Raw genomic sequence first — 23,454 nt, 5'->3', positions numbered from 1 at the left:
TCCAAGAGATGGACGATGCCAATTCATCACTGGAAGCAAGCGCTAAATCGCTTTATGATTATGTTTGAAGAACGATTAACTGATTACTTGTAAGCAATAGCAGTTACACAAAATTATTTACAGGGTCTGCTTGTAAGTACCCGCGAGTGTATTCTACTGATTTTAAAAAATCTCAAGATGGTTATCTTCGAAGTGGTAATGCGGAGACATTTTTTGATTTACATATCAATGCTACTCAATTGAAGGTCTACAAATTCCTGTCTTTGAAAATAAACGACGTTTATATTTTAGAACACTTAAAAAACTCTAATATCGCATTGCTTGCCGAAACATTCGGACTTAGTGGAGCGTTTTTTGAGAATATTGTGAACATGTTTACTGATTGCATTTATTCGCAATCTGTTGACACTGATAGGTTTGTAAAACAAGTTTATTTTCCTATTGGTTTTGAGCAGTACCATCAACTTTCTCTGTTAACACCAGCTGGTTTGGTCTTCAATATGAAAGCCAAAATTGATTGGATTACCAGTCGTTCACCTCAAGCTTACTCTGGGAAGAAAGCTAGAAAGAACAATGATTACCATGAACTGGGTTACAAAACGCTATCGGATCTTACGGTAACAAAGCATGGTGGTGATCATCCTAAAAATATTTCTGGTTTAAATAACAAATACCAGACTTACTATTTGTTATCGTCCATTCCGCCGGAGTTAACACCTCGCGATATTCGTCTGCCGAGAACGGATTTTTTCAAAGAGAGTTTTACCGCTTGGCAAGCCAAAGAGGTGATTGAATCGCTGCATCGACTTTTTCTTACCGACTACAACAACATCAATCTCCGTGATGGCCGTGACTACCGCATTCAGCAATACGTAGATTTGGTGATTGAGAAAATGTGGCAAGTACGTCTTTTCCTTGAAGAGTATTCCGGTGAGTTATCGAGTGCGTTGCCGTTGGAGCAAAAAATCTGGCTCTATCCAGAGTTTGCTGAGCAGCGTCAGCACGAGGATGAGTGGCTCGATAAAATTACTCGCCACATTGCGCGAGGCTTAATCAATCATTACAGCCGCAGCAAAGTAATCGCCAACCCCGTCACATTGGCAGACCAAGAGCTGCTGGCGATAGAAAAGGTGGTTGCCAGCAATAAGGAGAACTTGCGATGAACGTATTGATTTTACCGCATTTAAAAATTCACAACGCCAATGCACTTTCAAGCCCCTTTACTATTGGCTTTCCGGCCATGACGGCATGGCTAGGCTTTGTGCATGCCTTAGAGCGCAAGCTGAACCAGGCTGGGTTATCCGAACTCATGCTGCACAGTGCTGCGGTGGTGAGCCACCGTTGTGATGTACAGACTCATAAAGGCGAAGGTGACTTTGTTTATTCAATTATCGGTACTGGCAATCCACTCGATAAGGATGGTTCACGCTCGGCATTTATCGAGGAAGCACGCTGTCACTTAGATGTGTCCCTCGTCATTGAGTGGAGTGGCAATGACGAAGAACTTCAGCAGCCAGACTTTACCCAGCAGTTGCAAGCGGTGATCGCGACGATGAAAGTGGCAGGAGGTGACGTTCTTTCCGTTGGGAAGCCCTCAATCAAATCTGTGATTACGGAACAGGATACCGCTCAAGTCCTACGCCAATTAATGCCAGGCTATGTGCTGAACGAACGCCGCGATTTAATGATTGACGCCATGCAGCAAGGCGCCGACGCGATAGATGCGCTGCTTGGGTATCTAACCGTACACCACCATTGTGAACAGCTTGAAGACCAAAGCGTTGTTTGGCATAGCCAGCGCAAGACGAGTGGCTGGATTGTGCCAATTGCCACAGGGTTTCAAGGTATTTCACCATTAGGTGAGGCAAAAAATCAGCGCGATCCATTAGTACCGCATCGCTTTGCCGAAAGTGTGGTCACACTGGGTGAATTTGTCATGGCGCACAAAATCAAACACCTCGATGACATCCTTTGGCAATACCACCCTGATTTAGAAAACGATCTCTACCTTTGTCAGCAAGTTAACCCTATCAACGAACATCAATAAGGAACAACTCATGGCTAAAAATAACGACACCGCTTCAGTACTTGCATTTGAAAAAAAACTTGTCCCATCCGATGGCTACCTCTTTGGATGCCAGTGGGAAACCAAAGAGCAAGCAACCCCATTAGCGCTGCAAGAAAAATCAGTGCGTGGCACAGTTTCCCACCGCCTTAATAAAGGTGGTGAAAAGGATATTATGAAGCTGGATATGGATATTGCATCTCCAAATCCGCAGCGGGTGGATGCCTGTGCGTTGGGGCTAGAGCAAGATACCCTGAAGCTACATTTCACGCTCAAAGTATTAGGGGGGCTTGCCCAACCTTCGGCGTGTAACAATGCGCTATTCAAACAGAGCTACAGTGCTGCGGTTTCAAAGTACATTACCCAATATGGTTGTTTCGAATTGGCCAAACGCTATGCCACCAACCTTGCCAATGCCCGTTTTCTATGGCGCAACCGCGTTGGCGCAGAAGAGATTGAAGTGCAAGTCAAGGCATTGAACAAAGGGGCTGAGCAGGCGTGGACTTTTAATGCCAAACAATTTAGTACTCGACACTTTGATCATAACGATTCACAGATCAATAGTTTGGCCGACAGAATTGCTCAGGTACTGGCCAGCGAAACGGATCATTTGATGCTGCAAATTGACTGCTACGCTAAGGTCGGTAAAGCCCAAGAAGTCTACCCAAGTGAAGAGTTAGTAATGGATAAAGGCAATAGCAAATCCAAGAAAAGTAAAATCCTGTATGCGGTTAATGAGCATGCTGCGATGCACTCACAAAAAATTGGTAACGCACTGCGTTCCATTGATACTTGGTACCCAGATTACGCATCTGAGGAGCAAAGTGCAGGTGCTATTGCAATAGAGGTTTATGGTGCAGTTACCAATTTAGGTAAGGCATTCCGAACGCCTAAAAAAAATGACTTTTACACCTTTTTTGATAAATGGGCGCGTGGTGAAAGCTTGCCTCGTGAAGAAGATGAGCATTACGTTATGGCGGTATTGGTGCGTGGTGGTGTATTTGGCGAAAGTGACAAAAAGGGGCAGTGATGAACTACTACCAAGAAATCACCTTGTTACCAGAGGCAGAAATACCTCTTGCCTTTCTTTGGCAAAACGTATTTCAACAAGTCCACATAGCCTTGGTGGAGCACAAAGTGGCGAGCAACCAATCTCTGGTTGCGGTTGGCTTTCCTGATTATCGTCAAGCGAAGTTTCCGCTGGGCAGTAAGTTGCGTCTCTTTGCTAAAGAGCAAGCGACACTGGAAAAGTTGGCTATCCACCGTTGGTTAACTCGGTTAGAAGACTATGTGCACATCAAAGGGATCAAACCCGTACCAAACGATGTGACTTACGTAAGCTTTGTGCGCAAGCAGGTGAAGTCGCCCGAGCGAATAGAGCGGGATATGCAGCAAAAAGCGGCACTATGGGCTGCTAAATCGGGTCAATCGCTTGCAGAATGCTTAGCCGTACTTGAACAAAGCAAGCCGACAGCCTTGTGCTCTTTACCGTTTATTTACTTGCATAGCCAGCAAACGAAGCAGCGCTCCCCTGAAAAAAGCAGTAAGTTCCCGCTGTTTATTCAGATGGAGCAACAAAGCACATCGCAAGATGGGGCCGTCGATTGCTATGGTTTGAGTAGCAAAGCGAATGGACAATCAGCATTGGCTACCGTGCCGCACTTTTAAATTGAACGAAAAAGGGTATTTTTACCCTTTATTTTTGCTATTTAAAAATAAGCTTTAAATACAATAAGTTACAACGAGTGGTTTTTTATAAGGTAAAAATGCAATTTTTATCCTAACTAACTGTTGTAACTTATTTTTATTGATTTATTCTATAGTTCACTGCCGCACAGGCAGCTTAGAAAGTATATGTCAATCTATCGTTTAAGCCAGTTTCGTTCACTGCCGCACAGGCAGCTTAGAAAATTAAGCTGAATCATGTCGAGATACTTTGGCCGTTCACTGCCGCACAGGCAGCTTAGAAAGCAAGAAGTACAAGCGTAATGCTTTGCGATAGGTTCACTGCCGCACAGGCAGCTTAGAAAGCCTTCGGGCGGCTTGGAGTTAACATGATACTGTTCACTGCCGCACAGGCAGCTTAGAAAGACTAGCTGTTTAAGCAAAACGCCAGCCTTGCGTTCACTGCCGCACAGGCAGCTTAGAAATATAAAAAGGCGAAAAACTACGTACAAGACAAGTTCACTGCCGCACAGGCAGCTTAGAAAGTAGACAGGAGAGAGCGCTAGGAATTAGTCGCGGTTCATTGCCACACAGGCAGCTTAGAAAGTAAAATGCCAGTTGGTTATGCGCTGGACCATGTTCATTGCCACACAGGCAGCTTAGAAAAACCATTACACGCTCACCAGTCATCCCCGCGAAGGCGGGGATCCATCCTGCAACAGATGCCAAGTGCTTAAGTGAGCGATCAATGGTCACCGTTTACTGATACTGCGCATAGATTCCCGCCTACGCGGGAATGACGGTTTTGTGTGGTTTTGGGATATGATCTCCATGGATCCCCGTCATGTTTTGCCTGCTACTGTTGTGAGGCAGGGAAATGAAAGTGTAGCGATCATCGAAAACTGATCCACTAAATACAATTGGTCAGCATAGACTCCCACCTTGACGGCAATGATGCTTGACGCTTTGAATATTCGATTATTCACCGTGATTACAAGAAAGCGTGAGTTTCTTAACAATATGTGCGCCTAATTCCTTAGACACTACGTTGTATGATTGATGTGAGTGGTGGAATACATGAGCTCCCTAACGTTACCTTGCCAGCGAGAGATTGATCTCTCATCGCTATCGTCGCCTCGACAGAGAGAGCACACTCATCGTATCGAGAATAATAACCGGAATTTTTTATGATGGAGACGCATCTATCCTACTTTCGGTTACGTATTACGCTGAGTGTGTTTATAAAAGGAATAGTACCAGCGTATGTTTTCTGCTGATGAGCAATCAAGAATTATTGAAATGGCATGGGAAGATAGAACGCCATTTGAAGCTATTTTTCACCAATTTGGTTTAACTGAACTACAGGTGATTCGTTTTATGCGCAGGCATCTAACCACACGTAGTTTTAACTTGTGGCGAAAGAGAGTCAGTGGCAGAGAAACCAAGCACCTTAAATTACGTCCACCTGAAGTTGATCGCGGTTACTGCCCGACTCAATATAAACCTCGTTAACGGGTTTATTGATTGGGGATCCTGGTCAGGTCTGCTAAAGTGACGACCTGCCAGCGATCAAGTTGATAGCGCTGGAGTACCTAAGACTAGGAAAAACTTTGACCAATAATGATATTTTCTGCGCTTTGCGCACGACGTTTGCTTTTAACGACCAAACTTTATTAGAGATTTTTCATCTCGCGGATAACGAGACAACACCAGCACAATTAGCCTCTTGGCTGAGCAAACCGCAAGCCCCTGAGTTTGCTGAACTGAGTGATCCGCAATTAGCGAGTTTTTTAAATGGTTTGATTAACCTCAAACGCGGCAAGCGTGAAGGGGAAGCGGCAAAGCCAGAAGCGAATTTGAATAATAATATGGTGTTTCAGAAACTGCGTATTGCGTTAAATTTGCAAGCTTATGATTTACTGATTCTTTTTCAGCAGGTTGGGGTTGAGCTGAGTAAAAACGAAATCGGCGCTTTTTTCCGTAAGCCGGGTAATAAGCATTACCGAGAGTGCAGTGATGCAACGTTACGTCAGTTTTTACAGGCTGTTGAACATCACACGCCAGCCGTTACAGAGTAACCGTAAGCTAACAATAGTGTCGTGAACATCGTGAGAAGCGATCCCTTCTCACGATATTGTTATCTCTCTTCACTGATATCGAGCGGTAGGGTGAACTTAAAACAGGCCCCACCCAAACTCGAGCTCGAGGTTACTATCAAATGCCCATGATGTTGACGGGCGATTTGTTCAGCAATCGCTAATCCTAATCCAAAACCACCACTGGCCTTATCTCGCGCCGATCCGACTCGATAAAACGGTTTAAAAATATGTGGCCAATGGGTTTCCGGGATCCCGGGACCATCGTCTTCAATCGTCACTGTCCAATCAATATAATCACAACTGACACTGATTTTTACTTGCTGCTTGGCATAGCGAGAAGCATTGCGTACGACATTAGAAATGGCACGATTCAATAAATTACTATCGACTAGTGGCGTTGGCCATTGCTGTGGCGCTTGCAATTCAATGGTTACTGGCGACTCGATTTGCCATTTTTCGATTTGCGTTGGCAGCCATTGCGCTAGGTCGAGGCTAATGAAGGTTAATGGCGTCGTTTCCATTTTACCTAAGCGAAGCAGCTCGTTAATCATCTCTTCGAGTTCGTGGATGTCATCTTCGATGCCAGCAATGTATTTATCCTTTTTTTCTGGCATATCTTGCAGCATATCAAGCTGACACTGAATCCGAAACAGCGGGGTGCGCACCTCATGGGCAATCGCGTTGGTGAGCATTTTATGACTTTCAATCAGATGAGAGATTTTATCTGCCATAGCATTAAAGCTGCGGTTAAGCGTTCCCAATCTCATTGACCCCGTCTCTTTAGCTCGAATGCTTAAGTCACCTTTGGCTAAGGCTTGCGTTACTTGTTCAAGGTGTTTGAATCGCCACATAAATAGCTTCATCATCACCATGCTGTACACGGCAAAGCAACCCATTAAAACCAGGACAAAAACCCAACCTTCGATCTCTGAGGCAATCCAAATCTCAGCTTCTGGATCGCGATAGATATGATAGATGGTATCGGTTGGATTAAAGGTAAATATAGAGCCATCGTCGTCGGTGGTAAACACCCCATGATTGGCTAGTCGCTCTCTAACTTGAGGGGTCAGTAAAGGGGAGTTTTCGGACAGCGCGTCAATGACTAGCCAGTTTGCATCGGCAATGGCTTGCAGTTTTTCTTTGGCAACGTCAACCCCATGCTGATCGGCGACAAATTCTAAAAGCTCAAGGCTACTTTGAATTTGCTGACTGCGTGCGACTAAGTCAAGATCAGGAGAGAGCCAGTCATTAATGCTGACATAACTCACTAGAGTAAACATAAAAATACCGACTAGAGCGAGATAAAGCTCTAAATAAAGACGTTTCATAGTCTCCCTTTATGACCAACTTTCTGGGACAAATAAATAACCTTTACCACGCAAGGTTAAGATACGTTTTGGGACCGATGAGCTGTCGCCAAGTTTACGGCGTAAAATGGCCACTTTATTGTCGATGGTTCTATCAAGACCATCGTACTCAATACCACGGGTTTCTTTGACTAAATACTCGCGTGACAGCACTTGCTCAGCATGGCTAGCCAGTAACCACAAAAGGTCAAATTCACTGTCGGTAAGTACAATATCTTCACCAGAGAGAGAGCATTGACGAAGCTTATGGTTGATACTGAGCTGCCCAAAATGAAGCTGATGATCGTTGTCTGGATGCGCTAACTCGGTTTGTTGTTGGCGACGTAATAGCATGCGGATTCTCGCCAATAATACCCGAGGTTTAATCGGTTTATTAACAAAGTCATCGGCGCCTAGCTCAAGGGCTGCGACATGGTCGATATCATCATCACTGGCGGTTAAAAAGACAATTTTCCCTTTGTAGTCGTTACGAATCTCTCGGCAAATCGATAAGCCGTCTAAACCGGGTAGCATCAGGTCGAGAATCACTAAATCTGGCTGAACTTGCAAAATCAACGCGCTGGCTTGTAGGCCATCATGAGCCAGATGAACCTCAAACTCATTATTTTCTAAATAGCTAGTCAGGAGCTCTGCTAGCTTTACATCGTCTTCGATAAGTACAATTTTCATAAGCGAATCATCAGTTAAAAATAGAGTGGATACAATAGGGGCGGACAAAACGGTACATTACGTGGTGCTGTGTACGGCTTGCATACATACGCGTACAAAACATGAGTTGTGTCACAAAAAGTAAGTAACTATAGTTCGGGCCAATACGTTAATAGTACGAGTATCATCCCATGAATTCTATACAACCCTATGAAAACCGTACGCGTTTAGTCGGCCTCGACTTTTTACGCGGCTTGGTTATTTTTATGGCCATCTTTGAACATTATACGGGGTATTTAAACTATTGGTATGTGGATTTTTTCCCTAAAGAGAGCGATTTTTATGAGACATTATATCGTTCACACTTACCAATGTTGGGGCAACTTGTCCCGATGGACAGTTTTACTGGACAAGTCTCAGCATGGTTGATTCCTTGGGTGAGTCAAGTCTATTTAGCGTTAGCGGCCTTTAATCTTTCGGCGCGATCATCTGAGCATATGCGAGCAACACTGGTGAAAAAACTGGCTCTGTTTTTGAGCATTATTTTTGTGTTGTACATTGAAGGTTTTATTATTGCGCCTAACTTTGGTGAGGCAATTTCATTTTATCCGGTCATGCTATGGATGACGTTACTGGCTTTTTTCTCTATTGTTTACGCCTTTTTTGGTATTCGCGGCATGTTGGTGTTGACCGTATTGAGTACCATCGTCAGTCAGTTGGGTGTGACATCATTACTAGAGCATGCTGAACTATGGATGCAAACCCATGTTCATCCCGGTTATGAGTTGGATGCGCGGTTAGATCTGTTTATGGCCAGTGGGTGTTTTGGTTTCCTCTACGGGTGGGTGTGGCATCATTACGCTGAAAAACGTGATGCGCTGAATAAACTGGTATTGGGTATTGCGCTGGTGGCTTTATCGCTTTATTTCTTGAATGGTCAAGCCGCGACGATTGATTTGCATGATGTCTATGCCGAAGAGCATGCCTTAGCAGAAGATACCATTGGTCGTCTCGGGATTTGGGGCACGGAATTTTTGGTGATTGGTTTAATTTTAACACTGAATCAAGCGGGAATTCGCTTAAGCTGGCGACCACTCAATTGGATTGGCATGTACTCACTAACCGTGTTTATTTTCCATAAGTCGATTTTTATCTTCTTATGGGGTCCGTTGCTTACTTGGGCTTCAGCAAAGATGGGAACGACTTTACCCAATAATTTCTTGCTGATCTTTACTCTATGTTCATTATCGGTTGGCATCATTTATCTGTTCAAGCGTTCGGGCATTATTTGCCATCTGATGGGCGATCATCAAGATCAGATGTGGAAAGACGTTTACCGTAAGAAGAGGTTATCGGATGCTTAATCCAACGATGATTCTCGCTTACCAAGCTATCATCGTGCTCACGCTGACCCTATGGGTCGGCGTGGTGCGTTGTGATGAGTTTAGCCTTGGGGCCAGTTTTGGTATTGATAGCCCTGCGGTGAGTTCCTCAACCAAATGGGAGTGGTCACCGAGCATTGCTTACGAAAAAGAGACGGAGTTTGGACTGTTTTTTGCTCAGGGAGGTGAAGCGGGGGTGGCTTTACCTATGCCTTATTGGGACAAGGCTTATTTTACCGTTGGCCCAGTCTTATTGAGCGAAGAGCAGGGCTCATCACGAATCGGTTCAAGTTTGCGTATCGGGTATTTATTTACTGAATCACTGTCGGCCTCATTAGCATGGCAGAAAGATTGGTCAAATGCTGTCGGATCACAGTGGTTGATTGATGGCTCCTATCGACTTAATGATGAGTGGAGTATCAATGGCTGGTCTCGCTATGCAGACAAACATAATCAAGCGTTACGTGATGTCTCTGGGACTTGGCGTGATGTCGGCATCAGTGTTGAATGGGAAACGCCGTTTTTATCCGATTGGGTGAGCTCGGTGGAGGTTGGCGTTAATCATCAAGTCGATAGGAATTTCACCGAGCCAGTGCTGATTTGGAGTGTACGTTATCTGTTTTGGTAATCATCCTTTACCACGATTCATCCCGCATACTTTGTCATTGAGGTCAATCGGTGTTAATGCACTTGCTTATGGGGTTAGATTCAGACAAAGCCATACATTTCATGACTGAATGATTTTGATGTTTATCCTTATAATAAATATTGTTAATCACTAATAGGATCGCTGTTTACTATGTCGAAAACATTGGCACTTTCTCCGATTATGGGCTTGATGGCTTGCCTTGGGCTTCACTCCCCTCACGTGTTAGCGGAGCCCGTCGCTTGGGATCAAGCGGGGCAGGTTTGGCAAACACAGCAATCTGCACATTTTGTGGTCCATTTTTGTAGTGAACTCGCCAGTAGTGCAGCACGTGCATTAGATATTGCTGAGCAGGTTCATCAAGAGCTCGCGTCTCAGTTTGCACAAATGCCCAGCGAGAAAACGCATCTCACCGTAGTCGATGATTATGATTACTCTAACGGATGGGCTACGCCACTGCCTTACGCACAGATACGTCTGATCATCAATCCACCTAGCGATGTGAATGGCTTAGAAGGTAATGATGAGTGGCTGCATTTACTGATCCGTCATGAATATACTCATATTATCCATATGGAAATGAATGATGGTGCTGTTACCATTGGACGAGGCATTGTCGGCCGTCATCCTCTTTTATTCCCACATGCTTTTACCCCCTCGATGCTATTGGAAGGTTTGGCGGTCTATATGGAAAGCCAAAACGATCATGGTGTGGGTCGATTACACAACAGCCACTTTGCAATGCAGATGCGTATGGAAGTGGCGAGTGGTGAGTTAGCCGATATTGAACAAGTGGTGGTGGCGAATAAGCGTTTGCCCTTTGGCAGTAACTATTTGTATGGTGCTTATTTTGTTCAGTATCTAGCCAAAACCTATGGTGAAGAGTCTGTTCAGGCCTTTTTAACCGATTACAGTGGCTATTTGGTTCCGGGACTTTTCTTAAATCTCAGTGCTAGACACATTTTTGGGAAAGATTTTTTCGCGCTTTGGGAAGAGTTTCGTGCCGATTTGAACACGCAGTTTGCCGATCAACTGACTTCGAATGAGGCGTTTACTTACCATGAGTTCGATGCTCAGCCATTTGAGTATTTGTTAGCCCATGACAATGACACATTACTCGCTTGGCGTCGAAATGGCGACGATCGTGCGAATCTTGCTCAATGGGATGCTAAACGTGGTCAATGGCAGAGCCTGATCAGTACCAAAAGCTTAACCAGTATCGACTCGCATCCGACGCAAGGGCTAGTGGTTTCGCAGATCAATTCGTATGTTGATGGGCGTGTTTTTAATGATCTGTATCGTTATGTTGATGGTCAGTGGCAGCGTTTAACTGAGCAGCAACGCTTTGTGCAAGCACGCTGGAGTAACGATGGACAAAGCATTTTTGCGGTCCGTCATCAGCAAGGTCTGGCTGAGTTATGGCAAATCGAATTAAACGGCAAGCAAACTCAGTTGTGGCAGGGTGAAGCCAATTGGGTATTAGGCGATATGGCCGTGGCACCAAACGGTGATATTTATGCCACAGTGAAAGCGCCTTTTCAGTCGTGGAATATTATGCGTTTTGATCAGCCAACGCAAAGCTGGATGGCGGTCACTGAAACCGCCGCTACTGAACATCAATTGAGCTTTACTGCGCAAGGCGATTTACTGTTCAGCGCCGATTATACTGGGCGTTATCAGATTTATCGTCTTGATTTGCAAACCAATATCGTTGAACAATTAACCGCAGAAATCGGCGGTGCATTTTCACCGCAATCGGGGCCTGAAGGGATTGTTTATCAAGCGTATGAGCATGATGGTTACCATCTGCGTCGTGTAGAGAATCCGCAAGGACTTGCCGATATACCGCTATCGACGCTACCGGTGGCCAACACCGTGAATGCGGCTCCGATAGCCACGATTACTGCTACAGAGAAAAGTCAGCCCACAGGATACTCGCCATTATCGACGTTAGCGCCACGTTATTGGGTACCCGTATGGCAGTCTGATGATAATCAATCGTTATTTGGTGTTGCTACTAGTGGCTCCGATGTATTGGGTCGCCACCAATATGAGATCATGGCGGCATGGGACAGTAAAAATGCGTTTGCTGCTTATCAACTTGGCTATCAATACGATAACCGCTGGCAAGCGACATTAAGTCGTGAACATGAGTTTAAATTTAACGCATTAACGGGTAAAGACGATCGGATTGTTCGTCAGGATGATTTCACACTGCAGCGTAACCATTTATGGCATGCGTTTGATGACCACTTAAACGTTGGCGTCGGAGCGTATTGGCAGAAAGAAGCGCTGGTTAAATCTCCTCAAGGTTCTCACTATGCGGACGCGAGTAATGAATGGCTGGCCGGTGGTGCGATTCAATGGGATAACCGTGAAGACTTGTTGAATATCCCCGGTTACGCTTGGGGACATTACGCTGACTTAGTGTGGGAAACCAATATTGACGGTGACTACTCAGGACAGAAGTGGCAAGCACAGTGGCAGGCGAACTGGGATTTACCCGGACGTTTACGCTTAACAACGCATTTGGCCGCCGGTTATGCCGATGCTAAAGCTAAACCTTTTGAACTTGGTGGTTATACGGGTGACGAAGCACAACTTTATGGCCGAAATGAACTTAAACTACGCGGTTATGGTTCTGCGGCGCAAGTGGGCCAGCAATATGCCACACAAAGTATTGAGCTAAGCCGTTTGCTGTATCGAGCTGAGCGAAATTGGGGCTTATGGCCGATTGGTTTAGGTGACATTTCTGCGACCGCATTTGTTGATTCTGGTTCCAGTTGGAATTCTCAGCAAAGCTACAGTGCATTAACGGGCATCGGTGCTGAGTTACAAATCGATGCGATCGTTTTGTATGGTAATGCGTTACCGATTCATATTGGATATGCTCATGGCTTAGACAGTAAGCTAGGCAAAGATGAAGTGTACATTAAGCTCGCGGCTGAGTTTTAAACGCGCACCACTATTATTATCGGTTGTAAAAAGGGCAGAATGATTTCTGCCCTTTTTTATTGCTGAATCGATCGATAATCCCTCGATTTACGTATCAAAATAAAATTTAATCATCGGTTACTTTTTATGTCCATACGCTCTCTTTATTGGTTTACCAATGACTTACGGATTTCAGATAACCCATTATTGGCTCAAGCCGCGCAAAATAGTCACCAGTTGACTTGCTGTTATCTGATCCCTTCGTTAACGCCTTTAGATCAACGTTTTCAAGTTGTGGCCAGTAATGGCTTGGCCAAGCAGCGGTTTTTACTAGAGAGCTTGGCGGATTTGGATGCAAAATTGCAAACGCTCGGTCAATCATTACAGATAGCCACCGGAGAGGCGGTATCGCAGCTTTGCCAGTTTATTGAACTGACCGAAGCCAATCATTTGTATGTGTCTGAATCTGTCGACTTTGCCATTCATCAAACGTTACGTGAAGTACGCTTACGCTACCCACAATTAACGGTGGTCTCTCTTAATACTCATCGTTTATTTGAGCAAGCCGAATTACCGTTTTCGTTAGCGGCGTTACCTGACTCTTTTTCTGTTTTTCGTAAACAGGTCGAATCACTCGACGGTCGATATTCATCGCAATCAGCGCGGTGGAATAGCGATATCACGGCTTTGCCACCCAGTGTTCTTCCATCGTCGAGCTCTTGGTTATCGACCGCCATCAGATCCATCAATCTTGAGTTGCGGTCTTCGCCGCTGTGGAGAGGCGGTGAAAGTGCTGCCTTAGAGCATCTTGAAGATTATTTTTCTAGCGATGCGCCATTGATTTATAAACAAACGCGTAATGCGTTAGATGAATGGGAGTCTTCGACGAAGTTTTCGTCTTGGCTTGCCAATGGTTGTCTCTCGATTGGCCGTTTATTAGCAAGGCTTAACGATTATGAAACGCAACGAGGAGCGAATGAGTCGACATACTGGATTTATTTTGAATTGTTGTGGCGAGAATATTTTCAATGGTACGCCCTTAAATATGGGGCGCAATTATTTCAATTATCAGGTATCAAAGGTCAAGTGCCGTTGACCAGCTACTATCCGCAACGGATGCGCAGTTGGATCAATGGTACAACCCCTTATCCGATTGTGAATGCGGCAATGAAGCAATTAAAAGCCACAGGATACCTGTCTAATCGAAGTCGTCAGCTTGTTGCCAGTTGTTTGGTGCATGAGTTAAGCATCGATTGGCGCTATGGTGCGCAGTATTTTCAATCACAATTAATCGATTATGATGTCGCCAGTAATTGGGGTAATTGGCAATATTTAGCGGGAGTTGGCGCGGACCCGCGCGGTCATCGCCGCTTTGATTTGGCTAAGCAGACCGCGTTATACGATCCTGAGTTGAGTTTTATTCGTCATTGGCAGGGGGAAGCGGATCAGCACAGTATTGATGTTGTTGATATGGTTGATTGGCCTGTCTCTCCAGCGCAATAAGCGTACGATTATTGTTCAAGCGTGGCGCCATTCACTTTTTGTCATCATTCTCATCGATTCGACACACCTTTTGGCTCGGTTATCATGAATAAGTTTGATATACATCAAACTTATTTGTGTTTTTATACCGAGTCGATCGCTATTAACCCTAATTGGCAATGGCAAAACACAATAAAAATAGCAACGAGTAAACCAAATTGGAGTGGGACTCGTAATTAACAAGTAAGTTAATAATCGTTGTGTCATTGCCTAGCGGTTTTTTAGATTGAGGAATACGTGATGTTAGATACCCTCATGTTGTCGCGGATACAGTTTGCGGCCAATATTAGTTTTCATATTTTATTTCCGACCATCACCATTGCGTTAGCGTGGATCATGGTGTTTTTCAAGTGGCGTTTTGTTCGTACTCAAGCTCAATTATGGCTTGATTTGTACTATTTTTGGGTCAAGGTATTTGCGCTTACCTTCGCTCTTGGGGTTGTCTCTGGTATTACCATGAGTTTCCAATTTGGCACCAACTGGCCGGGTTTTATGGAAAAAGTCGGTAATGTTGCCGGACCATTACTGGGTTATGAAGTGATGACCGCTTTCTTTATGGAAGCGACCTTCCTTGGTGTGATGTTGTTTGGACGGGGTCGTGTTCCTGAATGGGTACACACCTTAGCCACCGTACTGGTTGCGATTGGTACCTCACTCTCTGCCTTCTGGATTTTAGTCCTTAATAGTTGGATGCATACGCCAACGGGTTATGAACTGATTGACGGCATAGTACATGTGACCAGTTGGAAAGAAGTGATTTTTAATCCTTCTATGCCTTATCGTCTCGCCCACATGTTACTTGCTTCGTTACTCACAGCCAGTTTTGTTATTGCTGGGATCTCGGCTTATCAGTACCTGCGTAATTCACAACTTAACGCCGCCAAAGTTGGCATGAAAGTAGCGATTATTCTTGCCGCTGTTGGTATTCCGGTGCAGATTTTGGTCGGTGATTTACACGGTTTAAATACGCTTGAACATCAGCCTGCGAAAATCGCTGCGATGGAAGGGGTGTGGGAAACTGAACAAGGTGCGCCATTACTGCTTTTTGCTTGGCCCGATGAAACCACGCGCAGTAATCATTTTGAAGTCGGGATCCCTAAATTAGCGAGCTTCATTTTAACCCATGACTTAAATGGTGAAATTCAGGGCTTAAATGAGTTTGCGCCAGATCATCCTCCGGTCAAGCCTTTATTCTTTGGTTTTCGGATCATGGTGGGTGTCGGGATGTTGATGCTATTGGTGAGTTGGTACGGTGCTTGGCGATTGCTACGCCAACAATCACTACCGAAACCTTACTTATACACTTTAGTGGCGATGACGTTTTCCGGATGGGTAGCAACCCTAGCGGGTTGGTATGTGACAGAAATTGGTCGTCAGCCTTGGTTAGTTCAAGGGGTATTACGAACCTCAGATGCGGTAACGACGGTGGCGAGTAGCTCTGTAGCCACGTCATTAGTGATGTACTTAATTGTCTATGCGGTCTTGCTGGTGGCTTATATCCATACCCTGTTTTATTTAGCCAGACAGTTTTCATCGCCGACTGAAACCGCAACCACTAATGAGCAAAAGGTATAAGCATGATCACATATCTACCTGAAATTTATTTATTACTGCTGGGCTTTAGTGTCTTCATGTATGCCGTGCTTGATGGCTATGATTTAGGCGTTGGCATTTTGTTACCGCGTAATAATGAGCAGCAACGCGATCGAATGATCGCTTCGATTGGCCCTTTTTGGGACGCTAATGAAACGTGGCTAGTATTAGGTATTGGTATCTTATTAATCGCGTTTCCTGCCGCTCATAGCTATATCCTTACCGAACTCTATATGCCTGTCGCCATTATGCTGATCGCCTTGATTATGCGAGGTGTGGCGTTCGATTTTCGCGCCAAAGCGAAAGCCGATCATAAAGATCATTGGGATTTGTGCTTTAAAACGGGTTCACTGCTCGCGGCACTGACTCAAGGCTACATGATTGGTCGCTATGTGATGAGTTTTGAAGAGTCGACTCAAGCGTACGCCTTTGCACTGCTCAGCGCGTTGTGTGTCACTGCGGCTTACGTGTACATTGGTGGCGCTTGGCTAGTCTTAAAAACAGAGGGTGAGTTACAAAAGCGCGCGGCATATTGGTCTCGCCGAGCTGGCTGGTTAGCGGCATTAGGTATTTTAGCGGTCAGTGTGGTTAATCCACTGTTTAATCCGATGGTGGCTGAGCGTTGGTTCAGTTTTCCTGAGATGTTACTGTTGGCTCCGGTGCCATTGGTAGTGCTAGCAACCATTTTTATGGTTGATCGTTATTTAAGACGGGTGCCGGTAGAGAATGATATGGGCGTTCAATGGCCATTCTTTGGGGTAATGTTGATTTTTGCTTTAAGCTTTCTTGGTTTAGCTTACAGCTTCTTTCCTGATGTTGTACCCGGTGTGATGACAGCGCAAGAATCAGCCGCTTCTACTGCTAGCTTGTTAGTGGTCGGGATTGGGGTAGTGATTGTTATGCCAATGATCTTGCTTTATACCTTTGTTGTCTATCGGATTTTTAAAGGTAAGGCGACAGACTTAAGCTACAAGTAATCGCATGTAGTGGTATTGGAAAAATAATGGCCTCGAAAGAGGCCGTTATTTTATGGTATTTACATAACCTTGCAGGCAAAGCCTTTCAGATAAAAACCTTCTGGGTATGCGGTATCAACGGGATGATCCGCGGCTTGTTCGAAGCGTTCGATAAACTTCACATCGCGACCGGCATCCAGCGCTGCGTCGGCAATGATTTTTTGAAACAGGACTTGATCCATCAAACCCGAGCACGAATAGGTGAGTAGGGTGCCACCAGGTTTTAAAATTTGCATCGCCAACATGTTAATGTCTTTGTAGCCACGACAAGCGCCGTTCAACTGAGCTTTAGACTCGGCAAACTTAGGTGGGTCCATAATCACTACGTCGAATTGCGTGCCTTGCTCTCGGTACTCGCGCAGCAGTTTGAACACATCCGCATTGAGAAACACCGCGCGTTTTTTGCTGATATCAAATTCATTGAGCTCGGCATTCATTTTCGCATTATCGAGTGCTGGCTGTGACACATCGGCATTAATTACCCGCTTAGCGCCACCTTTTAACGCGTATAACCCAAAGCCACCGGTGTAAGAGAAGCAGTTAAGTACCTCTTTATCTTTAACGTATTTCATCGATTGCTGACGGCTATCGCGTTGATCAAGATAAAAACCCGTTTTATGGCCGCCAACTATATCAACACGGATTTTAATGCCATTTTCTTCAATCACCACCACCTCTGGTGGAACTTCTCCGTGCAATACACCAACGCGCTCTTCTAAGCCTTCTTTCTTACGCACTGCAACGTCTGAACGCTCATAAATATGACAATCGGCAAAGCAGTGTTTAAGTGCGGCGATCAAGTGCGGTTTTTGGTATTCAGCACCGGCACTAAGTAGCTGACAGACTAAATAGTTATCATATTTATCAATCGTTATACCGGGCAAGCCATCCGATTCCGCAGCAATCAGGCGATATCCAGTGACGCCGTCACGCTCAATCAATTCGTCGCGCAGTTTTTGAGCTTGCTGAATACGTTTGATAAAAAAATCATTATCAATGCTTTCATTGTTAAAGCTCCATACACGAGCACGAATTTGAGAGTGGGGAGAGTAAGCCGCTTTCGCTAACCATTGTCCATCATGCGTGTAAATATCGACCGTTTCACCGAGTTGTGGATCGCCTTCAACTTTGCTGATGCCACGAGAAAAAACCCAAGGATGTTTACGACGTAAAGATTTATCACGACCTTTGACCAGATAGATTGCAGGAGTCATTGCGCTACTCAAAAAGATTAATAAAAATGGGCAGGCATTGTCGTGCAACTTGGGGTGAAAAGCAAATCAGAGTATCCCTTTGCTTTATCAACGCTACGGCATTAACTACGCTCATCCTCAGTACTCATATCGTTATATTGATCTTCATGAGATAACGATGCTTCATTTACCTCTATAGCGTTACCAAATGGTTATCTACCTACAACGGTAAGTCGCTGAGAGATATACTCTACTGGAGATGACTTTGACGTGGAGGAAAGTATGAATAACGTAATAAGCGATAAGTTTATCGTGTCGGGAAGAGTACAAGGGGTTGGCTTTCGTTACCATACCGCCTTGCAGGCATCGAAGCTTAGTGTGCTCGGTTATGCGAAAAACCTTCCTAGTGGTGAGGTTGAGGTGCTGGCGGTTGGTCAATCAGAACACGTTGAGCAGCTCTTTATATGGCTACAACAAGGGCCGAAAACGGCACGAGTGGAACAAGTGATGCGCAGTCAAGTCACTATCGATTCAGTACCATCGGATTTCCAAATTTTATAGCGAGTTCAAAGAGGGCTGATTCACTGTCAGCCCTCGGCTGTTTAGTCGGGCTTATAAGCACTTCGCGGGTTTGGGTAAGCCTGCGAGCTTTGTTGCTTGTTTAGCGGGACCTTTAGGAAACAGCTTAAACAGGTATTTACTATTGCCTTTTTCCGGCCCGTGGGCTTTTTCCATTGCCTTGACTAGCATGCGAATCGCGGGAGAGGTTTGGTATTCTTCATAAAATTGACGAACAAAATGGATCACTTCTAAGTGCGCATCACTCAACAGGATTCCCTCTTCATTAGCTAGAATCTCTATCATTCCTTCTTCCCAAAGGGTGTGATCAAGTAAATACCCTTGTGCATCGGTTGCAATGCTTTTACCGTTATAGTCGAACATCAGTTTCTCGCCCCAATTGAAAAGTGCGCATAGGGTAATGGAGGCTTGGTTTTTGCTCAAGAGAAAACAAAGGCCCGAAAGCAAGCTTTCGGGCCTTTGGGTAATGTTATTTCAGTTGTGTTGCGATTAGTCGCGCATGATGCCAAGAATCGTCAACAAGCTGATGAATAGGTTGTAGATTGAAACGTAAAGGCTGACGGTCGCAGAGATGTAGTTAGTCTCACCACCACGAACAATTTGCTGAGTTGTTAACAAGATAACACCGGTTGAAAACAACACGAACATTCCGCTCATTGCTAGGTGCAGCATTGGCATTTGTAGGAAAATATTTGCCACAATACCGATAAGCAGCACAACGAAGCCAGCCATCAGTACGCCACCAAGGAAAGAGAGGTCACGCTTAGTCGTTAACGCGTACGCTGATGCACCCATAAAGGCTAAGGCCGTACCACCTAAAGCGGTGAGGATAACATCGCCCATGCCTGCACCGATGTACATATTGAGGATTGGACCAATCGTATAACCTAAGAAGCCAGTAAATAAGAACGTAAACACTAGGCCAAGGCTGTTGTTACGGTTTTTCTCAGTTAAAAATAACAGACCATAAAAACCGACCAGCATAAGAATTAAGCCAGGGCGTGGTAGGTTCATTGCCATTGAAACGCCAGCGACAACCGCTGACCATAATAAGGTCATTGAGAGTAGCGCATAGGTGTTTCTTAGCACTTTGTTGGTTTGTAGAGCACTGTCATAAGACGAGGTGCGTGAATACATTGGACTGTTCATACTCTTCCTCATAGAAGGTGTAGTTAACTATGTAGACAGTAATGGGGTGAAAAGTTCACTATTTCAATCCCATATCTGTATTTTTGTTTACGAGAATAATAATCAAAAAGCGCGAATTAAGTGTGAACAAGTTGTAACATGATATTACTTGCGTTCGCTATTCATACTAGAACGGTGCGATCGCGTTTGTGAATAGGTAACGCTTATTCTACGTTAAAATAGACGTAATAATAAGAAACTTTTAGCGTATTGGTGGGGCGTACATAATTCCTCCGGCGTTCCAAAGGGCATTCAGTCCACGTGGAATGGCTAGAGGAGAGTCTTCACCGACATTACGTTGAAAGCTTTCATTATAGTTGCCTACTTGTTTGATGATTTGATAAGCCCAATCGTTATTAATGCCCAGAGGACGTCCAATTTCTCCTTCAACACCAAGGAGTCGTCTTATTTCAGGGTTGGTTGATTTGCGCTTTTGGTCGACGTTGGCTGAGGTAATGCCGAGTTCTTCGGCGTTAATCATCGCGGCGAGCGTCCAGCGAGTGATATTTAACCAGCGATCATCGCCTTCGCGAATCACCGGGCCAAGCGGCTCTTTGGAAATGATTTCTGGCAGAATAATGGCGGAGTCTGGTTTCGCTAAGTTCAGTCGCAAGGCATATAATCCAGACTTATCGGCGGTGACCGCAACACAGCGCTCTGCATTGAAGGCGCGGGCAATTTGTATTGCAGTATCAAACACCACGGGTTGGTAACTCATGCCGTGATGACGAAAATAATCATCCAAATTCAATTTGGTGGTGGTTTCTGATTGGACGCAAATAGGGCGATTATTAAGCTGGCTGAGTTGGGTTATGGCGGATTTTTTAGTAACCATAAATCCTTGGCCGTCATAAAAATTAACGCCGACAAAGTTTAAGCCCATGGTGGTATCTCGCTCAAATGTCCATGTGGTATTGCGAGAAAGCACATCGACCTGTCCCGATTGCAAAGCATTAAAGCGCTCGCGAGCCGTTAACGGCACGTACTCTACTTTATTTTTATCGCCTAATACTGCGGCGGCGAGGGCGCGACAATAGTCCACATCCAAACCTTGCCATTGACCTTTGGCATCGGCATCAGAAAAACCCGCTAAACCAGTACCAATCCCACAGGTGAGTTTCCCTTGGGTTAACACACGGTCTAAGGTCGTTGGCGATGCAAAAGCGAGATGAGTGGTTAACGATAATGAAACCGCGCAAACAAGAGTAGCCAATCGATTCGCCATGGGATTATCCTTCTTTGAGCAGAAGCGCTCGGTCAATTTGTCAGTTATTATAAGCGTAGATAAGATAAGTCACTTCTACCAAGTCAAATTAATGTTAGATTGCTTCAACAACCTATCTACTGTTAGTGTTGATTTTTTGTTAGCATGAATCGATTGAATTAAAAGGTAAAAGACTAACATGCGCTATTTTCCAGTATTTCTTGATTTGTCCAATAAAGCCGTTTTAGTGGTGGGTGGTGGCGAGGTAGCGTGTCGAAAAATAGAGGCACTGATGCGTGCTGGTGCTCATATCACGGTGGTGTCTCCCCATATTACCCCTCAATTGCAGGCGTGGGTTGAGCAAGACCGCTGCCAATGGATTCAAAATTTCTATTCATCAAAATTTATTAGCGCCGATTATGTGCAAGTTTGGGCGACCACTGATAATCCCGATCTGAATCATCAAGTGTTTCGTGATGCCAAGTCAGCCGGAGTCTTGGTTAATGTGGTTGATGATCAGCCTTATTGCGATTTTATTACTCCGTCGATGATTGAGCGCGGCCGAATTCAATTGGCGATCTCTAGTGGTGGAGCTTCCCCAGTCTTGATCCGCAATATTCGTGAAACCCTCGAAAGTGTTTTACCGCAAAACCTCGCGTTATTGGCTGATTTTGGCGCTTCGAAACGTAATTCGATTAAAGATCATCTCACGACCGTCGATCAACGCCGTAAGTTTTGGGAACTATTTTTTGCGCAAACTGCGGTTAAAAATGCCACTAGCCGTGAAGCATTAGAAAAGCAGTATTGTGCGGCACTAGAGCAGCCGATGGATGAGCGAGGAGAAGTGACGTGGATTGAGTGTGGTAGGGATGTTGAGCTACTTTCACTAAAAGCGTTACGTTATATGCAACAAGCGGAGTTGGTGTTGTTTTGTGACTCTTGTGACCATGAGTTTGTTAACTTGTGTCGTCGTGATGCTGAGCGCGAACCGTTTAGTCATCCTGGTCAATTAAGCGAACGTTTAGCCAGTGCAAAACAGGCTCAGCAGCGTGTAGTGATATTAATCCCTTCGGCACGTCAAGAATATGTGCTTTTGCAAGGGCAAGAGAAAGTGCTTAAACAAGGTAGCGAAGGGTAGTGTTCCCTTGATACCTAAAACACCACTCTAGTTTGAGAGTATAACCCCCCCGAATCATTTAATCAGGGGGGGGGGGGGTTAAATGGTGTTTCTTAACGTAAAGCAAACTGCTCAATCGCAACAGCAACACCGTCTTGATCATTGCTCGAGGTAATATGGTCAGCGATGCGTTTTGTCTCTTCCATGGCATTGTCCATCGCAATACCAAGTCCTGCATATTGCAACATATGGTGATCGTTTTCAGCATCCCCCATGCACATCACTTCAGAGGCCTGAATGCCTAAGTGTTCAGCAATCGCTTGTACGCCAATCCCTTTATTGCTTTTAGGATTAAGAAATTCAACAAAGAATGCCGCACTTTGTACAATCGTGAAATCTCGATAGAACTCAGCTGGAATTTTCGCGATGGTTGCGGTTAACACTTCTGGCTCTGCGACAATCATTGCTTTGATGATCGGATGATCATCTTCCAACTGGTCAAAGTCCATCTCAGTGATGGAAATGCCATTTATAGTCGCTTCGACTTCAGTATATTGGCTGACTTTTGGGGTGATCAAACCATGAATTTGACTAAATGCATGGGTATTAACGCCCAGCTCTTTGGCTAATTGTGCTACCCGTTTAGCCGAGCGACCATCAATAATTTGTTGATAGATAACTTCCCCCGTACCGACGTTTTGCACCATCGATCCGTTGTAGTGCAATACATAGTCTTGATCTGAGGTGAGGTGTAAAAGTTCGAGTTTATCTTGCATCCCCGCGAGTGGACGACCAGAAGCAAGCACGACTTTAATTCCTTGCTCGCGAGCTTTGGCTATCGCTTGTTGAGTGCGTAGAGAAATCTGCTTTTGGCTATTGAGTAAGGTGCCATCCATATCGAGCGCGATCAATTTATACATGTGTTACCTAAAATGACTAAAAAGAGAGTTACCGCTGGATTTATCGTTTTTAGCCCATTTGCCGTGGTGCAACGGATAAATCGCTTGGCTTGAAAGTATGACAAGATACGTGTTTTTTATGAAAATCTAAAGTCAGTTTATAAAAAGCATGGGATTGAGGTAGATGAATCAACCTCGTCAATAACGCTAACGGTTCAAGTAAGAAGGGAGCTGAGCCCTTAACGAGAAATTATTGATGATCGGCGGGTTTAAATTGACCTCAAGTTGAGCATCTATTAAGGTCTGCGGCCTAACGT

The 23,454-nt window shown here is 44.8% G+C and carries 20 protein-coding genes, 1 pseudogene and 1 CRISPR repeat array; of the genes and pseudogenes, 14 read left to right on the top strand and 7 right to left on the bottom strand.

All coding sequences use genetic code 11. From position 1 onward, the window contains the following. Positions 1 to 137: 137 nt before the first annotated feature. The 6 genes and pseudogenes from FKN88_RS02545 to FKN88_RS02520 form a co-directional block, all read left to right on the top strand. Positions 138 to 1,163, top strand: a pseudogene (locus FKN88_RS02545) (type I-F CRISPR-associated protein Csy1); the annotation flags it as partial. Further along, a complete protein-coding gene (csy2, locus tag FKN88_RS02540; protein WP_154168029.1) occupies positions 1,160 to 2,047 on the top strand; it encodes a type I-F CRISPR-associated protein Csy2 in 888 nt (295 codons plus the stop codon). The pseudogene FKN88_RS02545 and the gene csy2, both read left to right, overlap by 4 nt. Positions 2,048 to 2,057: 10 nt before the next feature. Beyond that, positions 2,058 to 3,095, top strand: coding sequence for a type I-F CRISPR-associated protein Csy3 (gene csy3, locus FKN88_RS02535; RefSeq protein ID WP_154168031.1), 1,038 nt, complete (start codon positions 2,058 to 2,060; stop codon positions 3,093 to 3,095). Next, the gene (cas6f, locus tag FKN88_RS02530; protein ID WP_154168033.1) at positions 3,095 to 3,733 is read left to right on the top strand and encodes a type I-F CRISPR-associated endoribonuclease Cas6/Csy4; all 639 of its coding nucleotides are present in this window, start codon (positions 3,095 to 3,097) and stop codon (positions 3,731 to 3,733) included. The genes csy3 and cas6f overlap by 1 nt, the downstream gene beginning before the upstream one ends. Before the next feature lie 154 nt (positions 3,734 to 3,887). Beyond that, positions 3,888 to 4,396: a CRISPR direct-repeat array (repeat unit 28 nt; unit sequence GTTCACTGCCGCACAGGCAGCTTAGAAA). A gap of 597 nt (positions 4,397 to 4,993) precedes the next feature. After that, on the top strand, positions 4,994 to 5,242 hold the full coding sequence (locus FKN88_RS02525) for a TIGR03643 family protein (RefSeq protein WP_154168035.1): 249 nt from the start codon (positions 4,994 to 4,996) through the stop codon (positions 5,240 to 5,242). A 98-nt stretch (positions 5,243 to 5,340) separates the two neighbouring features. Then, positions 5,341 to 5,808 carry a DUF1456 family protein gene (locus FKN88_RS02520; RefSeq protein ID WP_154168037.1) on the top strand — a complete coding sequence of 156 codons (468 nt, stop codon included), beginning with the start codon at positions 5,341 to 5,343 and terminating at the stop codon, positions 5,806 to 5,808. A 59-nt stretch (positions 5,809 to 5,867) separates the two neighbouring features. On the opposite strand, the gene FKN88_RS02515 is transcribed toward FKN88_RS02520, so the two are convergent. Both FKN88_RS02515 and FKN88_RS02510 read right to left on the bottom strand, forming a co-directional pair. Next, the gene (locus FKN88_RS02515) at positions 5,868 to 7,157 is read right to left on the bottom strand and encodes an ATP-binding protein (RefSeq protein ID WP_154168039.1); all 1,290 of its coding nucleotides are present in this window, start codon (positions 7,155 to 7,157) and stop codon (positions 5,868 to 5,870) included. A 9-nt stretch (positions 7,158 to 7,166) separates the two neighbouring features. Then, positions 7,167 to 7,865 carry a response regulator gene (locus FKN88_RS02510; protein WP_154168041.1) on the bottom strand — a complete coding sequence of 233 codons (699 nt, stop codon included), beginning with the start codon at positions 7,863 to 7,865 and terminating at the stop codon, positions 7,167 to 7,169. A gap of 170 nt (positions 7,866 to 8,035) precedes the next feature. On the opposite strand from FKN88_RS02510, the gene FKN88_RS02505 reads away from it, so the two are divergent. The 6 genes from FKN88_RS02505 (at position 8,036) to FKN88_RS02480 (ending at position 16,918) form a co-directional block, all read left to right on the top strand. Next, positions 8,036 to 9,208, top strand: a complete 1,173-nt coding sequence (locus FKN88_RS02505) for a hypothetical protein (RefSeq protein WP_306687174.1) — start codon at positions 8,036 to 8,038, stop codon at positions 9,206 to 9,208. Then, positions 9,201 to 9,854, top strand: coding sequence for a hypothetical protein (locus FKN88_RS02500; RefSeq protein ID WP_306687173.1), 654 nt, complete (start codon positions 9,201 to 9,203; stop codon positions 9,852 to 9,854). The genes FKN88_RS02505 and FKN88_RS02500 overlap by 8 nt, the downstream gene beginning before the upstream one ends. 171 nt (positions 9,855 to 10,025) lie before the next feature. Then, a complete protein-coding gene (locus FKN88_RS02495; protein ID WP_306687172.1) occupies positions 10,026 to 12,827 on the top strand; it encodes a TolB in 2,802 nt (933 codons plus the stop codon). Positions 12,828 to 12,953: 126 nt separating this feature from the next. Then, on the top strand, positions 12,954 to 14,309 hold the full coding sequence (locus FKN88_RS02490; protein WP_306687171.1) for a DASH family cryptochrome: 1,356 nt from the start codon (positions 12,954 to 12,956) through the stop codon (positions 14,307 to 14,309). A gap of 279 nt (positions 14,310 to 14,588) precedes the next feature. Beyond that, positions 14,589 to 15,923, top strand: a complete 1,335-nt coding sequence (locus FKN88_RS02485; RefSeq protein WP_004395186.1) for a cytochrome ubiquinol oxidase subunit I — start codon at positions 14,589 to 14,591, stop codon at positions 15,921 to 15,923. A 2-nt stretch (positions 15,924 to 15,925) separates the two neighbouring features. After that, entirely contained in the window at positions 15,926 to 16,918 is a 993-nt protein-coding gene (locus tag FKN88_RS02480) for a cytochrome d ubiquinol oxidase subunit II (RefSeq protein ID WP_158138503.1), read from the top strand. Between the two features lie 59 nt (positions 16,919 to 16,977). Here FKN88_RS02480 and FKN88_RS02475 read toward each other — a convergent pair whose 3' ends face one another. Continuing rightward, a complete protein-coding gene (locus FKN88_RS02475; protein WP_217513239.1) occupies positions 16,978 to 18,171 on the bottom strand; it encodes a class I SAM-dependent methyltransferase in 1,194 nt (397 codons plus the stop codon). A 261-nt stretch (positions 18,172 to 18,432) separates the two neighbouring features. Here FKN88_RS02475 and yccX point away from each other — a divergent pair, with 261 nt between their 5' ends. Further along, a complete protein-coding gene (gene yccX, locus FKN88_RS02470; protein ID WP_040904273.1) occupies positions 18,433 to 18,711 on the top strand; it encodes an acylphosphatase in 279 nt (92 codons plus the stop codon). Positions 18,712 to 18,762: 51 nt separating this feature from the next. Here yccX and FKN88_RS02465 read toward each other — a convergent pair whose 3' ends face one another. The 3 genes from FKN88_RS02465 to FKN88_RS02455 all read right to left on the bottom strand — a co-directional run bounded on the left by FKN88_RS02465 (position 18,763) and on the right by FKN88_RS02455 (position 21,142). Continuing rightward, on the bottom strand, positions 18,763 to 19,092 hold the full coding sequence (locus FKN88_RS02465; protein WP_004395190.1) for a TusE/DsrC/DsvC family sulfur relay protein: 330 nt from the start codon (positions 19,090 to 19,092) through the stop codon (positions 18,763 to 18,765). 126 nt (positions 19,093 to 19,218) lie between these two features. Continuing rightward, entirely contained in the window at positions 19,219 to 19,878 is a 660-nt protein-coding gene (locus FKN88_RS02460) for a Bax inhibitor-1/YccA family protein (RefSeq protein ID WP_040904274.1), read from the bottom strand. 241 nt (positions 19,879 to 20,119) lie between these two features. Next, positions 20,120 to 21,142, bottom strand: a complete 1,023-nt coding sequence (locus tag FKN88_RS02455; RefSeq protein ID WP_154168082.1) for an amino acid ABC transporter substrate-binding protein — start codon at positions 21,140 to 21,142, stop codon at positions 20,120 to 20,122. A 178-nt stretch (positions 21,143 to 21,320) separates the two neighbouring features. Here FKN88_RS02455 and FKN88_RS02450 point away from each other — a divergent pair, with 178 nt between their 5' ends. Next, positions 21,321 to 22,259 (top strand): bifunctional precorrin-2 dehydrogenase/sirohydrochlorin ferrochelatase, encoded by a 939-nt coding sequence (locus FKN88_RS02450; RefSeq protein WP_154168084.1) that lies wholly within the window; start codon positions 21,321 to 21,323, stop codon positions 22,257 to 22,259. A 92-nt stretch (positions 22,260 to 22,351) separates the two neighbouring features. Here FKN88_RS02450 and yidA read toward each other — a convergent pair whose 3' ends face one another. Next, the gene (gene yidA / locus FKN88_RS02445; RefSeq protein WP_154168086.1) at positions 22,352 to 23,158 is read right to left on the bottom strand and encodes a sugar-phosphatase; all 807 of its coding nucleotides are present in this window, start codon (positions 23,156 to 23,158) and stop codon (positions 22,352 to 22,354) included. Positions 23,159 to 23,454: the final 296 nt, after the last annotated feature.

It is taken from the genome of Vibrio sp. 2017_1457_13 (assembly GCF_030851525.1).
Classification (GTDB): domain Bacteria; phylum Pseudomonadota; class Gammaproteobacteria; order Enterobacterales; family Vibrionaceae; genus Vibrio; species Vibrio metschnikovii.
This window is presented reverse-complemented; position numbering and strand designations above follow the sequence as displayed.

Excerpts from the sequence above, each read along its gene's own strand:
- FKN88_RS02480 (WP_158138503.1), top strand. The coding sequence starts at position 15,926 with ATGATCACATATCTACCTGAAATTTATTTATTACTGCTGGGCTTTAGT.
- yccX (WP_040904273.1), top strand. The coding sequence starts at position 18,433 with ATGAATAACGTAATAAGCGATAAGTTTATCGTGTCGGGAAGAGTACAA.
- csy2 (WP_154168029.1), top strand. The coding sequence starts at position 1,160 with ATGAACGTATTGATTTTACCGCATTTAAAAATTCACAACGCCAATGCA.
- FKN88_RS02510 (WP_154168041.1), bottom strand. The coding sequence starts at position 7,865 with ATGAAAATTGTACTTATCGAAGACGATGTAAAGCTAGCAGAGCTCCTG.
- cas6f (WP_154168033.1), top strand. The coding sequence starts at position 3,095 with ATGAACTACTACCAAGAAATCACCTTGTTACCAGAGGCAGAAATACCT.
- FKN88_RS02495 (WP_306687172.1), top strand. The coding sequence starts at position 10,026 with ATGTCGAAAACATTGGCACTTTCTCCGATTATGGGCTTGATGGCTTGC.
- FKN88_RS02505 (WP_306687174.1), top strand. The coding sequence starts at position 8,036 with ATGAATTCTATACAACCCTATGAAAACCGTACGCGTTTAGTCGGCCTC.
- FKN88_RS02475 (WP_217513239.1), bottom strand. The coding sequence starts at position 18,171 with ATGACTCCTGCAATCTATCTGGTCAAAGGTCGTGATAAATCTTTACGT.
- FKN88_RS02455 (WP_154168082.1), bottom strand. The coding sequence starts at position 21,142 with ATGGCGAATCGATTGGCTACTCTTGTTTGCGCGGTTTCATTATCGTTA.
- FKN88_RS02515 (WP_154168039.1), bottom strand. The coding sequence starts at position 7,157 with ATGAAACGTCTTTATTTAGAGCTTTATCTCGCTCTAGTCGGTATTTTT.
- FKN88_RS02460 (WP_040904274.1), bottom strand. The coding sequence starts at position 19,878 with ATGAACAGTCCAATGTATTCACGCACCTCGTCTTATGACAGTGCTCTA.
- FKN88_RS02500 (WP_306687173.1), top strand. The coding sequence starts at position 9,201 with ATGCTTAATCCAACGATGATTCTCGCTTACCAAGCTATCATCGTGCTC.
- csy3 (WP_154168031.1), top strand. The coding sequence starts at position 2,058 with ATGGCTAAAAATAACGACACCGCTTCAGTACTTGCATTTGAAAAAAAA.
- FKN88_RS02485 (WP_004395186.1), top strand. The coding sequence starts at position 14,589 with ATGTTAGATACCCTCATGTTGTCGCGGATACAGTTTGCGGCCAATATT.
- yidA (WP_154168086.1), bottom strand. The coding sequence starts at position 23,158 with ATGTATAAATTGATCGCGCTCGATATGGATGGCACCTTACTCAATAGC.
- FKN88_RS02490 (WP_306687171.1), top strand. The coding sequence starts at position 12,954 with ATGTCCATACGCTCTCTTTATTGGTTTACCAATGACTTACGGATTTCA.
- FKN88_RS02525 (WP_154168035.1), top strand. The coding sequence starts at position 4,994 with ATGTTTTCTGCTGATGAGCAATCAAGAATTATTGAAATGGCATGGGAA.
- FKN88_RS02465 (WP_004395190.1), bottom strand. The coding sequence starts at position 19,092 with ATGTTCGACTATAACGGTAAAAGCATTGCAACCGATGCACAAGGGTAT.
- FKN88_RS02450 (WP_154168084.1), top strand. The coding sequence starts at position 21,321 with ATGCGCTATTTTCCAGTATTTCTTGATTTGTCCAATAAAGCCGTTTTA.